This is a genomic window from Psychrobacter sp. VH5 (assembly GCF_050572635.1).
GTDB classification, from domain to species: Bacteria; Pseudomonadota; Gammaproteobacteria; order Pseudomonadales; family Moraxellaceae; genus Psychrobacter; species Psychrobacter celer.
The window spans coordinates 2,781,465-2,796,004 of record NZ_CP192145.1 but is presented as its reverse complement, the minus strand read 5'-3'; the positions used below and the strand labels follow the sequence as shown (position 1 = coordinate 2,796,004).

Genomic DNA, 14,540 nt, shown 5'->3' with positions numbered 1-14,540 from the left:
ATCTCTCGCTTTTTTGTTTTTGGTTTACTTGTATTGATGATTGTACTGGTGAATATAGTAGATTCAATTTAAAAATGTTATAGCGCTACTGGTATAAATTATCCTTGCGTGCTGTGCCTGCGCCGACAAAGACTGCGTAAAATTTATCCCAGCCCCACTGTAGCGTTTTTATATTGAACGCACTGTATATAGGCTCCTTGTCATTTATAGATTGTCCAAAATTGCAAACATTTGGTTTTATGAGCAAAAAGTATTTGTTTCTGTTTCCCAACTATGTTTCAATCGCTATCTTTTATCAATTTTTTCATATGTTTGAAACCTATCAATTTATTTAAGCCCTAAATGGAGCAGTGGTTATGCAAGGAAGTAATTCGCCAAATGGCAGTCCACCAAACAATAACTTTGATACCGCAGCGAAAAGTTCTCGTATGCAGCGATTTTTGCAAGGGGTTGAGTGGCTCGGTAATCTACTGCCGCATCCGGTTATTTTGTTTGTTTGGATGTCTGTGCTGCTGTTGCTACTCTCAGCTGTGATGTCTTATTTTGGGGTGTCGGTGATAGATCCGCGCCCTGAGGGCACCAGCGGACGTAGTGCCGATGGCATGATCGAGGTCGTTAATCTATTGAACGGCGAGGGTTTAGCACGCATTGTTGAAAATTTAGTCACCAACTTTACCGGCTTTGTGCCGCTTGGTACGGTGCTGGTGGCCTTGCTCGGTGTCGGTATTGCTGAGCACTCTGGTATGATATCAGCTGCCCTGCGCGGTCTGGTCATGAATGCGCCCAAAAAAATGGTGACCTTTACCATTGTGTTCGCTGGCATCATGTCAAACACCGCCGCCGAGCTTGGTTATGTGGTATTGATACCACTGGCGGCAGTTATCTTTCACTCACTTGGTAGGCATCCGCTAGCCGGTCTGGCTGCGGCGTTTGCTGGGGTGTCAGGCGGCTATAGTGCTAACTTATTGCTTGGTACGGTAGATCCTTTATTATCAGGGATTACCCAAGAAGCGGCGCGTATCATCGATCCTACCTACACCGTCGGTGCAGAGGCCAACTGGTACTTTATGATCGCCAGTACCTTTTTGATCAGTGGCCTGGGTTATTTTGTCACCGAAAAAATCGTTGAGCCAAGCCTAGGTAAATACAATCCTAACGACGCTGATGATGCCTCTGTACTAGAGACGCAAATCGAAAAAGTATCGTCAGTTGAGAAAAAGGGTCTACTATGGGCCGGTATCAGCATGTTGGTGTTCTGCTTATTGCTGGCATGGACCATCATCCCTGCAGACGGTATCTTACGTAACCCAGAGACAGGTCTAGTATCAGGCTCACCATTTTTAAAAGGCATCGTGGTCTTTATCTTTGTGTTCTTTGCCCTACCAGGCTATATCTACGGTAAGATCACGGGCAGCATCAAGAGCAACCAAGACGTCGTCGACGCCATGAGCAACGCCATGAGCTCCTTGAGTATTTATATTGTACTGGTGTTTTTTGCCGCGCAGTTTACCGCGTTTTTTAAGTGGTCAAATCTTGGTTCGGTGATGGCGGTATCTGGCGCGACCTTCTTAAGTGATGTTGGCCTAACTGGACCGCTGCTATTGGTTGGTTTTATCCTGATCTGTGGTCTGGTCAACCTTATGCTCGGCTCAGCGTCAGCACAGTGGGCAGTGACTGCGCCGATCTTTGTGCCGATGCTCATGCTCACAGGTTATGCGCCAGAGATGATTCAGGCGGCTTACCGTATTGGCGACTCGACCACCAATATCATCACGCCGATGATGAGCTATTTTGGTCTTATCTTGGCAGTAGCAATGCGCTACAAAAAAGACACTGGGGTGGGAACCTTGATGGCGATGATGCTGCCGTACTCCATGGCTTTTTTGATTGGTTGGACGATATTGTTTTCTGTCTGGGTGTTTGTGCTGGGTCTGCCAGTCGGCCCTGGCGCAGAGACCTATTATCCTGCTCAGTAGTTGTTATTCGCAAAATAAAAACCCTTGTCAGCGATTGGCAAGGGTTTTTTTGGGCGATAAAGAAAAGAGTTTTGAAGGGTTTTGCTTAAGACTATTCTATTTATGACGCCACCTTAAATTGCTCAAGCACCTTTTGAATACCATATTCTTCAATGGTACCTGTGACAAAATCTGCGCGCTCGATCAGCGCAGGCTGGGCATCGCCCATCGCGACCGCATAGCCGACCAAATCAAACATCTCCAAATCATTCATACCATCGCCGAACGCCATACATTCACTGGCATTTACGCCGTAATAGTCACAAACGTCTAGGATGCCACGGGCTTTTGAGGCGTTGGCTGGTAAAATATCCGCACCAATTTGATGCCAATGCACCAGCTTTAAATCGTCCTGCGCAAAGTCGATATCCTGCATTTTATCGAATTGATTATTAAAAAACACCGAGCACTGATAAACAGGGTTTGATAGATAGTAGAGGGGATCGACGATGGAGTTGGGGGTTTTGGCATTGAATTCGCGCAGACGCTCATTTTCCCCCGACCAAGCGATATGAGTCGCTGAGTCAAACTTATGAATGAGCTCGCTTGTTTTGCATAACTGCACGATTTTGTCCGCCTGCTCAGCAGACAGCGGATAGTGACTGATTAAGCCTTGATTATCAAAGCTGTACTGTCCGTTCATACAGATAATGGCGTCTAAAACCTCTGCCTCGAGCAAGGCCAAAATATCAGCCGGCAATATCGCTTTAGAGCGCCCTGTAGAAATCACCAGTTTAATGTCGGTTTGGGCAAGCGCCTCAAGGGTAGCCTTGTTGTGCGCTGCAATAATACCGTTGCGGCTTAGCGTATCGTCGATATCAAAAAATATCACTTTTGGTATGAGCAGCTTGTGAGGCATACTGGCTGTCGCAGCCTTATCTACTATAAACATGAGCATCCTTTACGTTTAAAAAACAACCGTGTAAGTCTTTTGAGTTAATGGGTCAGAGTGGGGCCAGCACTTATAAGGCATCCTAAGATACCTTTTTTATAAATACCCATAATAGTAACTTTAAACTAAGGCTCTAGATTAGCGTTATGATTTTCAAAAATCCAATCAACCAACCTCAACCGAACTCACATTCTGAAAGCCCCTTGGTAACTGACCGCCGCGATTACCACGAGTGCCTGTATAATTCGCCAAATCATTGGGCTTTAGCGTCACATGACGTTTGCCTGCGGTGATGACTAGGCTGTCTTGCAAGCTTAGCGGCGTGATAGCAAGCATTTCTTCACCGTCTTTTAGTTTAATCAGCTTATTACCTTTACCGCGAGCCTGTTCGGGCAAATCATCGAGGGCAAATATCAGTAGATATCCGGCATTGGTCACCACCGCGACATGGTCAGGTGCCACGTTTTCGTTGCTGTTTTCACCATCAGCATGGGTCGCCACTTCTGCTGGCGCGTCGATACGAGCGACAGGAAGCAGACGACTATCGGCCGCTAGATTGATGATTTTTTTACCGGCTTTTTGATTGCTATCGAGGTTACCAAGCGTGTTGATAAAGCCATAGCCGTTAGAGCTGGCGAGGATGATACGCTGATCGTCGCGACCAGTTATTAGCTGCTCAAAGCTGGCACCTGCTGGCGGCTTGAGTACGCTGGTCAGCGGATCGCCTTGACCACGCGCTGAGGCTAGGCTATGCGCGTCGACACTATAGCTACGCCCTGTGCTATCGAGTACGTAGATTCTCTCGTTGGACTTACCGCGTGCGTGCGCTTGATAGCTGTCTCCTGAGCGATAGCTCATGCCAGCGGCATCGACGTCATGACCTTTCGCAGCGCGAATCCAGCCTGCTTTTGAGAGTATCGCGGTGATAGGCTCGCTTGGTACCAGATCCGACTCTTTTAGCGCCTGTGCTTCTTCGCGCTCTGCTAGTGGTGACATGCGCTCGTTGCCGTGCTCTTTCATATCGGCGTTCAGCTCTTCAATCATCAGAGTGGTCAGGCTGTCTGGATTGTCCAAGTACTCTTGAATGGTGGCGCGCTCAGCGTCTAGTGCATCTTGCTCACGGCGCAGCTCAATCTCTTCGAGCCTTGCCAGTTGACGCAAGCGTATGTCCAAGATGGCATTGGCTTGGATATCGGTCAGATCATAACCCTCCATCAATGCTGACTTTGGATCGTCTTCCTCGCGGATGATACGAATGACCTCATCGATATGTAGATAAGCGATCAGCAACCCTGCCAAGATATGTAAGCGTTTATCGATTTTATCGAGGCGATACTGTAAGCGCCGCGTGACCACAGAGCGACGACAGATCAGCCACTCTTCAAGGATTTCTTTGAGGTTTTTGACCTGCGGTTTACCGTTTAGGCCAATCATATTCATATTGACGCGATAATTACTCTCAAGGTCAGTACTGGCAAACAGGTGACTCATCACGCGCTCGACATCGACGCGGGTAGAGCGTAGCTCAAGCACGATACGGCAGGCGTTTTCGTGGTCAGACTCGTCATGGATGTCGGTCACCCATGGCAGTTTTTTGTCCAGCATGAGTTTGGCGATTTGTTCTTGCACTTTGTTGCCTGAGATTTGATAGGGCAGCGCATCGATGATGACGAGGTTTTTTTCTTTGGGGTCGATATGGTAGGTCGCGCGCATTTTGTAGCTGCCGCGGCCGCTTTCGTACATCGCCTGCAAGTCTTTTTTGCTGGTGATGATCTCAGCTGGCGTGGGCAAGTCAGGCGCAGGTATCGATTGGGTAAGCTGCTTTACCGATAGCTCAGGATTTTTTAGTAAGCGAATGGCGGCGCGTACCACTTCATTTAGGTTGTGCGGCGGGATGTCGGTGGCCATACCGACGGCGATCCCTGTCGTGCCGTTTAACAAGATATTGGGCAAGCGCGCAGGCAGGGTGACAGGCTCTTGTAAGGTACCATCAAAGTTATCTTGCCAATCGACCGTGCCTTGGCCGAGCTCGGCCAGCAAGGTGTTGGCATAGGCAGACATTTTGGCCTCAGTATAGCGCATGGCGGCAAAGGATTTAGGGTCATCAGGGCTGCCCCAGTTGCCTTGACCGGTGATCAGCGGATAGCGATAGCTAAACGGCTGCGCCATCAGTACCATGGCCTCATAACAAGCACTGTCGCCATGCGGGTGGTACTTACCGAGTACATCACCGACGGTACGGGCAGACTTTTTGGCTTTAGCAGAGGATTTTAGGCCAAGCTCACTCATGGCATAGACGATACGGCGCTGGACGGGCTTTAGGCCATCGGCGATATTTGGTAGCGCCCGATCCATGATGACGTACATGGCGTAGTTGAGATAAGCCTGCTCGGTGAACTCCGCTACCGAGCGGGTGTCCATCGGCTCATGAGAAGGGGCGGCAGGGGCGGTATGATCAATAACATCGGACATAAAGTAAGGTTCACTTATCAGTTTTAATAGGTATCGGTAATAGGTATGAATAATGCGCATCAGCGCCAAAATAAGATAGTGCTATCGTAAAGGATATCAGCAAAATTAAAAAGAGATAACTCAGAATAGACGACAAGGTGTGACGTGCCTATTCAGGCAAGCAGTCAAGCAGGCAAGCAAGGTAAAATAATACAACTCGCTTCACCTGCCATAAAAGCCAGCGTTTTCGCCACGCTTTAGCAAAACCGTAGCAGTGAGGATTGTTTGGTATAAAATCAGAAAATTGTCCAGTAATAAATAGGAAAATGAAAATCTATGAAATGGCGAGTCATTTATCACTTAACTGTTTGATAATAATAGTATTAATGAGCGTCAAGTAGCTTTGCGAACGCAAGTAGCAATCTTTTGTATTGAGTAGTCTTTATAAAGTGTGTATGTTAATGAACAAAGGGCTATTTACCGCTATAGGGTTTGCTTGTCACCATACAACAAGGTCGATGCACAACAAGGTCGATGCCTGACAGCCATCATCATGGTTTGCCAGTGCTTTGAGACTTTGTGTGTTTGTCACGCTGTGATTTGTATGAGTGGACGGTAGCGTACTATTACTAGGAGAGAAAAGATTATGGAAAATCACGGTAACTTGATTCGTCGTAACGACAAAGTATGGGTCAAAACTTACGAAAAACTTGGCATGCAGTACGATATCGATATGCCGCCCGCCGACACCTCGTTGATCGAGATACTTGAGCAAAACTTCATCAATCACGCTGGCAAAACCGCGTTTGTCTGTATGGATGTCAAGCTCTCGTACGAAGAATTAGACCGTTATAGTAAGCAGGTCGCCGCCTATCTACAGTCCCTCGGCCTAAAAAAAGGCGATAAAGTCGCGGTAATGATGCCAAACATCCTGCAGTTGCCCGTTGCTGTCTTGGGCGTGCTGCGGGCAGGTCTGACGCTGGTCAACGTCAACCCACTTTATACCACCAAAGAGCTTGCCCATCAATTAGAAGATTCTGATGCCAAGGTATTGATTTTATTAGAAAACTTTGCCAAAACCTATGAAGATATCGGCAAGGAGATGGTCGATCATGTGGTAGTGACATCGATGGGCGACTTGATGAGCCCGCTGAAAGGCTTCATCGTCAATATGGTGGTGCGCCATGTCAAAAAAATGGTGCCAGCCTATCATATCAATGGTAGCGTCAAATTCAAAAAAGCGCTTAATCGCTTTTCGGCGGCCAGCTATCAGCGCCCCAATGACATCGGTTTGGATGATGTCGCGGTACTACAGTATACCGGTGGCACCACAGGCGTGGCCAAAGGCGCGATGCTCACGCATGGCAATTTGGTTGCCAACTTGATTCAGTGTGACACGTACTTAGGCGATGCTTTTGATAAGTTTGAAAAAATGAATGAGCAGCCAGTGATTATGACGGCACTGCCGCTATATCATATTTTCTCATTTACCGTTTGTGGTATGTACGGCCTCTATCGCGGCTGTATTGGACTATTGGTACCCAACCCACGCGATGGCGCAAGCTTAATCAAAGCCTACAAAGATTATCCACCTGCGTTTTTCCCAGCGGTAAATACCTTATTTAATGCGCTTGCCAATAGTGAGGTGTTCAAAGCGCTCGATCATAGCAAGCTTGAGATGTCGATGGGCGGCGGTATGGCTGTGCTAAAGGATACAGCGGCAAAATGGCAGCAAATCACGGGCAATATCATTGTACAGGGCTATGGTCTATCAGAGACCTCGCCCGTTGCCTCAGCAAACCCACAAGGGACAGGTGAGTTCTCAGGCAACATCGGTCTGCCAATGCCAGCCACGGATATGGCCATCTTGGATGAGGCGGGTAATGAGGTTGAGATTGGTGAGCGCGGAGAGATTAGTGTGCGCGGGCCGCAGGTGATGAAAGGATACTGGAAACGCGATGATGCCACGAGCGAGGTGATGACGGCGGATGGTTATTTCCGTACCGGTGACATCGGTGTGATGGATGAAGAAGGCTACTTTAAGATTGTCGATCGCAAAAAAGACATGATCTTGGTGTCAGGCTTCAACGTTTATCCAAACGAAGTAGAAGACGCCATGTCAGGCCATCCAAAAATCTTAGAGTGCGGTGTCATCGGTATCGATGATGAAAAAAGCGGTGAGGTGCCAAAGATTTATGTGGTACGTAGTGATGACAGCTTGACAGAAGAAGAAGTTATCGCGTATGGCAAAGAGAATCTAACGGGTTATAAGCGTCCGCGTTATGTGGAGTTTATCGACGAGCTACCAAAGTCAAACGTGGGTAAAATCTTACGCAAAGACTTGCGAGAGCTTGAAGAAAAAAACCACGGTTAGGCTCTTGCTTAAGCCGAGCTGATCAGCTATTCATGACTCACTAGGGCTATGATTGTATAGTCTGAGTGGGTTTTGCTCGAGATGTCATCGTACACAAAAATGATAAGGCCGCTGATTTCTGCTTTATCATTTTTTGTCTTTTCTGCTATTTTTGTCTGTACAACATCATCGCCATAGATAGAGAATTTTGCATAAAACTGCTATAGTGCCCACCGACCTATTTTTGTATATATCTGTTGGTTTGGCTTGAGCGGTTTGGCAAAACCATCATAATGACAGTAAGTTATACCTTAGCGTGTGGCTAAGGCATGGTGCCACTTATCGATGACGTGGTATGGCTTTGTGACTTGCAAAGCTTATGAATGATAAACCCAATGGTGTTGCCTTGTTTTTTTATTCATAAGCTTTTGTAGCCACAGATTTGCTGCGATAGATAAGGGTGCTTTATTGGGGCATGTCTTTCATTGAATCGATGCACTGCTTTTAATCGATGTATTGCTTTTAATCAATGCATCGCTAAAGGGCGAGAAATGATGACGCGCTTTTGATTATTTTATGTTTTTAACGGCAACATTTAGGGAAAATTATGACCGACAGTATCAATAAAGAGACGACAAAGGATCAAGCTGCCACGGGCCATACCGCTAGGCAGGCATATCAAGACAATGCCTTTCCCGATATGCCGACGATAGACAGCGACAGTCCGTGGTTGAGTGCTTATGAGCGTTATGGCATCGCAGCAACTATCGATATGCCAGAGGACAATACCTCTTTACTTGATGTGTTTGAGCGTAATTTTAGTCGTTATGGGCAAAAGCCTGCTTATATCTGCATGGGTGCTTCTATTAGCTTTAAGCAATTGGATTTGTACAGTCGCCAAATCGCCAGCTACTTGCAGTCACTAGGACTGGTCAAGGGTGATAAGGTTGGGGTGATGATGCCCAATATCTTGCAGTATCCTGTCGTGGCCTTGGGTATCATTCGCGCAGGGATGGTGCTGGTCAATGTCAATCCCCTCTATACCAGCCGCGAGCTATCGCATCAGCTGCATGATAGCGGTGCCAAAGCGCTGTTTATCGTCGAAAACTTTGCTAAGACTTATCAAGATGCCGAAGACAAAGGTCAGGTCGAGCATGTGATCTTGTGCAAAATCGGCGATATGCTGGGCACGCTCAAAGGCGCGGTGGTCAATCTTGTGGCTCGCCATGTCAAAAAAATGATTCCAGCCTATAGCTTGCCAGACAGTGTGAGCTTTAAACAGGCGCTAAACGCTGTATCAGCCAGCAAGTACCAGCGTCCAGATATGAACCTCAGCGATGTGGCGCTGCTCCAGTATACCGGCGGCACCACAGGCGTGGCCAAGGGTGCCATGCTCTCTCACGGCAACCTAGTCGCCAATATGCTACAGATCAGCGCCTTGATGAATAGTGCCTTTGATGATGATGTCGATGCCAATGATGTTATCTTGACAGCACTACCGCTGTATCATGTCTTCTCCTTTATGGTCTGCGGTATGTACGGCATGTATCAAGGCTATGCAGGGCTGCTGATTCCAAACCCACGCGATTTGGATGGTTTGATTAAAGAGATGGGCAAATACAAGCCCTCGTTTATCCCAGCGGTCAATACCTTGTTTAATGGTTTGGTACACAAAGAAAGCTTTGCCGATTTGGACTTTTCTAATCTAAAAGCCTCTATCGGCGGCGGGATGTCGGTGTTGCCAAGCGTGGCAAAAGAGTGGCATAAAATCACAGGATTGCCTATCGTTGAAGGCTATGGTCTGTCTGAGACCTCGCCTGTGGTGGCCTTTAACCCAATGACCATCTCTGAGTTTACTGGCAAGATTGGTATTCCAGCTTCGAGCACCGATGTGATACTCATCGATGAGGACGAAAACGAAGTGGCATTAGGCGATCGCGGCGAGATTTGCGTCAAAGGCCCACAGGTGATGATCGGCTATCAAAACCGTCCAAAAGAAACCGCCGAGACCTTTACCAGCAATGGATACCTAAAAACAGGCGACATCGGTATCATGGACGAAAAAGGCTTTATCAAAATCGTTGATCGCAAAAAAGACATGATTTTGGTGTCAGGGTTTAATGTCTATCCAAATGAAATCGAAGAAGCCATGAGCGAGCATCCAGCTGTGGTAGAGTGCGGCGCTATTGGTGTGCCAAATGAGCAGCGCGGCGAAGAGCCTAAGCTGTTTGTGGTCAAAAAAGGCGAGGTCACCGAGCAAGAGTTGCTTGATTTTGGTAAAAAACAACTGACAGGCTATAAGCGTCCGCGTCATATACAGTTTGTCGATGAATTACCAAAGTCAAACGTCGGTAAGATTTTGCGTAAAGAATTGCGTAAGATGGAAGGTCTAGAATAACACCAGCGTCTTTTTTGCAGCGGCGTAATGGCTGGAGTGAATCTTGCTATTGCGCCGCTGCCACGTTAGGATATCGTCATACGGGCATCGGCTTAGACATTGACTGGCTGAGAGTTTGTGGTTCATGCCGCTTTGCGCGTGCAACCTTTTATTGACAACACTTATTTTACAACACTGCTTTAAAACAAGTACTAGGAATTTTTATGCGTATTGACAATCGTGAGCTTGACCAACTTCGCTCGATCAGCTTTGAGCGCCATTATACCAAGCATGCTGAAGGCTCAGTGTTAGTCAGCTTTGGCGATACCAAAGTCCTGTGTACCGCTAGTGTTGAGTCTGGTGTACCGCGCTGGCTAAAGGGTAAGGGTAAAGGGTGGATCACGGCCGAATACGGTATGTTGCCACGCGCGACCAACACCCGTAACCAACGCGAAGCGGCGCGCGGTAAGCAGTCAGGTCGTACGCAAGAGATTCAGCGTCTCATCGGTCGTAGCCTGCGTGCTATGATTGATCTTAGCAAGCTTGGTGAAAACACCATTTATCTTGATTGTGATGTACTCCAAGCGGATGGTGGTACGCGTACCGCCAGTATCACAGGAGCGGCCATCGCGCTTATCGATGCGTTAGAGAGCCTACAAAAAACCAAAAAGCTCAAAGCTGATCCATTGATTGGCCTAGTGGCGGCGGTCTCTGTGGGTATGAAAGATGGCAAAGCGTACTTGGACCTCAACTACGAAGAAGACGCTAGCTGTGATACCGATCTAAACGTCGTCATGACCCAAAAAGGCGAGTTCATTGAGCTACAAGGCACTGCCGAAGAAAAACCGTTTACTCGTGCCCAAGCAGACGATATGCTAGCGCTGGCCGAAAAAGGCATTGCAGAGCTCATTACCATGCAGCAGACGGCGCTGGGCTGGTAAGCGACGTTTTTTTTTGTCTTATCGTCCTCTAACAACGCATTAATTTTGCAGTAAATACTCGGCAATAGGTAACGATACATGCTCAAGCTGACCGATGACGGCGCCAAAATCACCTTACAAAATCAAGCGCCAGCGGCTGACAATGGTATGTTTTGGTTTGGCACCGCCTTGCTCGTGGGTGCCGTGGCGGTCGCGATGGCCATGAGCTTGTTGCCTGAGCGCCTTGCTATTGGCGCGCTGGCTTTGCTCATCGTTGGTAGTTTTATTTTTAATAAAAAACGCCAGCAGCAAAAACAAGCTTTGAGCAAAAATATCAGTAGCGGTGTGCTGTGGGTGCGTAGTGGTGAGCTGGTGCATGACCATCAAGGCAAGCGTCAACACATTACCCTTATCACTAGTGATAATGTCACACAGATGGGTGAGCAGCTACAGATTACGGATGTCGATGGTAGCTGTAAGTGCCAGATCAGCGGCTTTGAGAGTGTACAAGAGGCCAAAGCCGCCCAAGCGATATTACAAGGCCAGACATTTGGCAAACGCCATGTCAATATTAAGATGAATGACAACCCGCCTCCCTCTTAGTTTTTCTATCTACCTTTTTTAGGCCTTATTTCCTTTCTCTAAGCGGTGCTATAGTCAGCTCGAAATAAAATCGATGCGCTCATACCAGTTACACGGTATCGTGTTTATAGTGACTGAACTATAGTGCTTGCAGATTTATGCCCAAATGGTTTATAAGTAAGACTGAAAACTGGTATTTTGCTTTTTTGTTGTCAATGGTACCTTTGACAAGGAGTCAGTCATGTCGCGTTTGTCATTGTCTATGTCACTGTCTGTATCGTTCCCGATTACAGCGTCATGTAGCGTGTTATTGCTACTTGTAGGTGGCATGACATCCTCTCATGCCGATAGTATGAGTGCGCTTATCGCGCAAAAATCAGCTGAGTCAGATCTGAGCGCCCGTTATACCCCATCATATTCAGCCGTCCCTTCTGCTAAGATCAGTACGCGCTCTCGTATTCAGCGCGCCGATAGCTATCGCGCTGACACGGCAGTTACTGCACCAGTGAGGCGCACAGCATATCGCTATCCTGAGCGCGCCTATCAAGCGCCATCTGTGCTGCCAGCGTTTTTGTCTGGTAGCTATGACAATGTCGATAGTGAATATTTACCGATACTGAGTAGCGCAGAGCGCCAAAGCAGTATGGCGGCGCGTGAAGTCATTAGTACAGCGCGTAAAATGGCGCTCAATGAGCGTACAATCATTCAAGGCGGCTGCTGGGATTATTTAGATGCGGTGTTTAAGCGAGCAGGGGTGACGCGCGATACGGTGCACAAAGGCACATACCGCCAAGGGCCTTATGCTCATAGCAGTCAAATAGAAGCAGGTGACTGGCTTTATTATATCAATCACGGCTACAATGGCGTCGAGCATAGCGGCTTGTTTGTCGGCTGGGTCGATGAGCGTGCCAAGCAAGCACTGATTCTCAGCTATGCAGGCGAAAACCGCCGAGAGCCTGCGCGTTACCGCGTGTATGATTTGAGCAATGTCTATCAAATCATGCGCCCAAGTGTTTAAGCGTGATAAATAGGTTCAGGATAAAAACACTACAGCGAGACGAAGATGAGTTTTGCACAGCGGCAAGCGGCGTAGGCACAGCAACCTTACATGCTTTACAAAAAACGCCCGTTATCTAAAGAGATGACGGGCGTTTTGGTTTGATCACTCTAGCTCGTGTCGCTGTCTTTAAAACGGTTTGACTACCACCAAAATAACGATAAATATCAAGGCAAAAACAGGTATCTCATTAAACCAGCGCCAAAACTTATGGGTTTTGTAATGTGGGTTATCGATTAGCTTTTTGCGATAAAAACCGCAAGCACCGTGGTAGGCTGAGAGCAGTACTACCAGCAGTAGCTTGGCATGTAGCCAGCCTTGGGTTTTGTATACCTCCCAGCCCAGTCCTAACATCCATAAGCCAAAAGCCCATGTCGCTATCATTGATGGCGTCATGATGCCGCGATAAAGCTTGCGCTCCATGATAGCAAAACGCTCGTGGCTGATGCTGTCCTCGCTCATCGCATGATAGACGAACAAGCGCGGTAAATAAAATATCGCAGCAAACCAGCAAACCATAGAAATAATATGCGCTGCTTTGATCCAATTAAAATAATCTGCCATTATCCTCTCTCTTACTGTTTGGTCGGGTAGGCTCCATCATGTCGGCAAGCTTAGCACATATTGCTCATTAGTAGCGCAACTACCAACATGACCACCAACACAGCTATCAATCAATGGCATACAAAGGACTACTGCGCCAAAACGACCTGTGATTGATGACCACTCATCGCATCCAGCACAGGCACCTGCTTTGGCGCACGAGGGGCGGCAAACTGAGCAGTGAGGCCGAGCTCACGCATCAGTCTATTGTCACTCGATTGACTGGCGTTACCTGTGGTCAATAGTTTGTCACCATAAAAAAACGAGTTGGCACCTGCCATAAAGGCCAAAGCTTGCTCGGCATCAGAGAGGCTCTCGCGGCCAGCAGATAAGCGCACGTAGCTGGTCGGACAACAGATACGCGTCACCGCAATGGTACGTATCCACTCCAGCACAGAGAGCTGGCCTTCTGCTAAGACTTTATCACCGATCGGTGTGCCTTGAATGGGCACCAATAGATTGACCGGAATAGATTCAGGCGCTTTGGGCATTTTTAGCAGCTCATGTACCCATTCGATACGGTCATCACGGCTCTCGCCCATCCCCACGATATTGCCGCTACAGACATTGATACCAGAGTTACGGACATGAGCGAGAGTATCTAGGCGCTCGTCATAACTGCGGGTGCTGACCACTTGCTCGTAGTAGCGCCGCGAGGTATCTAGGTTGTGATTGTAATAATCAAGCCCTGCATCAGCCAGCTGCGCGGCCTGCTGGTCATCTAGCATACCTAGGGTCATGCAGGTCTCAAGCCCCAATGCTTTGACTTCTTTGATCAGCTCGACCACATACGGCATGTCTTTGGCGCTTGGGTGTTTCCAAGCCGCACCCATACAAAAGCGCGACGAACCCGTGGCTTTGGCGCGCCTGGCGGCGGCGATGACCTTATCGATTTCGATACGTTTTTCTGCCTGCAGTTTGGTGGTGTCGCGGTGGTGGCCTGATTGTGAGCAGTAGCCACAGTCTTCAGGGCAGTTGCCAGTTTTGATAGACAATAAGGTGCTAATCTGTACTTCGTTGGCTGTAAAATGCTGACGATGCACAGTCTGTGCTTGCATCAGCAAGTCCATCAATGGCAAGTCAAACAACCGCGCGATATCATCACGGCTATAGCTGCTACGAGAGGTAGACTGCGCCGTCGCTTCAGTCTTTATGTCGGTCAAAAAGTCAGGCTCCAAGCCGTTGTCTTTTGTGTTTTGCTGGCTGCTGGGCTCTGAAATATTAAGCAATCCTGCCATAAGGTAAATCCTTTTATAATACGATGAAGAGAGTAGGTTGTGATTTTATATG

The 14,540-nt window shown here is 47.8% G+C and carries 10 protein-coding genes; 6 read left to right on the top strand and 4 right to left on the bottom strand.

Annotation, left to right across the window (positions count from 1 at the left end; translation table 11 throughout):
• Window positions 1–356: 356 nt before the first annotated feature.
• Window positions 357–1,976, top strand: coding sequence for an AbgT family transporter (locus ACNFVB_RS11695; RefSeq protein ID WP_430737612.1), 1,620 nt, complete (start codon window positions 357–359; stop codon window positions 1,974–1,976).
• A gap of 100 nt (window positions 1,977–2,076) precedes the next feature.
• Here ACNFVB_RS11695 and ACNFVB_RS11690 read toward each other — a convergent pair whose 3' ends face one another.
• Together ACNFVB_RS11690 and parC are read right to left on the bottom strand one after the other, a co-directional pair.
• The gene (locus tag ACNFVB_RS11690) at window positions 2,077–2,907 is read right to left on the bottom strand and encodes a Cof-type HAD-IIB family hydrolase (protein ID WP_430737611.1); all 831 of its coding nucleotides are present in this window, start codon (window positions 2,905–2,907) and stop codon (window positions 2,077–2,079) included.
• 165 nt (window positions 2,908–3,072) lie between these two features.
• On the bottom strand, window positions 3,073–5,379 hold the full coding sequence (gene parC, locus ACNFVB_RS11685) for a DNA topoisomerase IV subunit A (RefSeq protein WP_430737610.1): 2,307 nt from the start codon (window positions 5,377–5,379) through the stop codon (window positions 3,073–3,075).
• A 625-nt stretch (window positions 5,380–6,004) separates the two neighbouring features.
• Between parC and ACNFVB_RS11680 the strand changes: the two genes are divergently transcribed.
• From ACNFVB_RS11680 to ACNFVB_RS11660, 5 genes are all read left to right on the top strand, one after another.
• Window positions 6,005–7,732, top strand: coding sequence for an AMP-binding protein (locus ACNFVB_RS11680; protein ID WP_192995293.1), 1,728 nt, complete (start codon window positions 6,005–6,007; stop codon window positions 7,730–7,732).
• 586 nt (window positions 7,733–8,318) lie between these two features.
• Entirely contained in the window at window positions 8,319–10,109 is a 1,791-nt protein-coding gene (locus ACNFVB_RS11675) for an AMP-binding protein (RefSeq protein WP_430737609.1), read from the top strand.
• Between the two features lie 203 nt (window positions 10,110–10,312).
• Window positions 10,313–11,029 (top strand): ribonuclease PH, encoded by a 717-nt coding sequence (gene rph / locus ACNFVB_RS11670; RefSeq protein ID WP_100750069.1) that lies wholly within the window; start codon window positions 10,313–10,315, stop codon window positions 11,027–11,029.
• Window positions 11,030–11,107: 78 nt separating this feature from the next.
• Window positions 11,108–11,611, top strand: coding sequence for a hypothetical protein (locus tag ACNFVB_RS11665; protein WP_430737608.1), 504 nt, complete (start codon window positions 11,108–11,110; stop codon window positions 11,609–11,611).
• A 220-nt stretch (window positions 11,612–11,831) separates the two neighbouring features.
• Window positions 11,832–12,608: a hypothetical protein gene (locus tag ACNFVB_RS11660; RefSeq protein WP_430737607.1), complete on the top strand. Its 777-nt coding sequence runs from the start codon at window positions 11,832–11,834 to the stop codon at window positions 12,606–12,608.
• A gap of 168 nt (window positions 12,609–12,776) precedes the next feature.
• Here the strand turns inward: ACNFVB_RS11660 and hemJ are convergent, their stop codons facing one another.
• Entirely contained in the window at window positions 12,777–13,211 is a 435-nt protein-coding gene (gene hemJ, locus ACNFVB_RS11655; protein WP_430737606.1) for a protoporphyrinogen oxidase HemJ, read from the bottom strand.
• 128 nt (window positions 13,212–13,339) lie between these two features.
• Complete coding sequence (bioB, locus tag ACNFVB_RS11650) at window positions 13,340–14,488, bottom strand: biotin synthase BioB (protein WP_430737605.1); 1,149 nt, start codon at window positions 14,486–14,488, stop codon at window positions 13,340–13,342.
• Window positions 14,489–14,540: the final 52 nt, after the last annotated feature.

What these genes read in the sequence shown, in the direction of transcription:
- ACNFVB_RS11695 (WP_430737612.1), top strand. Translation starts at nt 357, where the DNA reads ATGCAAGGAAGTAATTCGCCAAATGGCAGTCCACCAAACAATAACTTT.
- ACNFVB_RS11690 (WP_430737611.1), bottom strand. Translation starts at nt 2,907, where the DNA reads ATGTTTATAGTAGATAAGGCTGCGACAGCCAGTATGCCTCACAAGCTG.
- parC (WP_430737610.1), bottom strand. Translation starts at nt 5,379, where the DNA reads ATGTCCGATGTTATTGATCATACCGCCCCTGCCGCCCCTTCTCATGAG.
- ACNFVB_RS11680 (WP_192995293.1), top strand. Translation starts at nt 6,005, where the DNA reads ATGGAAAATCACGGTAACTTGATTCGTCGTAACGACAAAGTATGGGTC.
- ACNFVB_RS11675 (WP_430737609.1), top strand. Translation starts at nt 8,319, where the DNA reads ATGACCGACAGTATCAATAAAGAGACGACAAAGGATCAAGCTGCCACG.
- rph (WP_100750069.1), top strand. Translation starts at nt 10,313, where the DNA reads ATGCGTATTGACAATCGTGAGCTTGACCAACTTCGCTCGATCAGCTTT.
- ACNFVB_RS11665 (WP_430737608.1), top strand. Translation starts at nt 11,108, where the DNA reads ATGCTCAAGCTGACCGATGACGGCGCCAAAATCACCTTACAAAATCAA.
- ACNFVB_RS11660 (WP_430737607.1), top strand. Translation starts at nt 11,832, where the DNA reads ATGTCGCGTTTGTCATTGTCTATGTCACTGTCTGTATCGTTCCCGATT.
- hemJ (WP_430737606.1), bottom strand. Translation starts at nt 13,211, where the DNA reads ATGGCAGATTATTTTAATTGGATCAAAGCAGCGCATATTATTTCTATG.
- bioB (WP_430737605.1), bottom strand. Translation starts at nt 14,488, where the DNA reads ATGGCAGGATTGCTTAATATTTCAGAGCCCAGCAGCCAGCAAAACACA.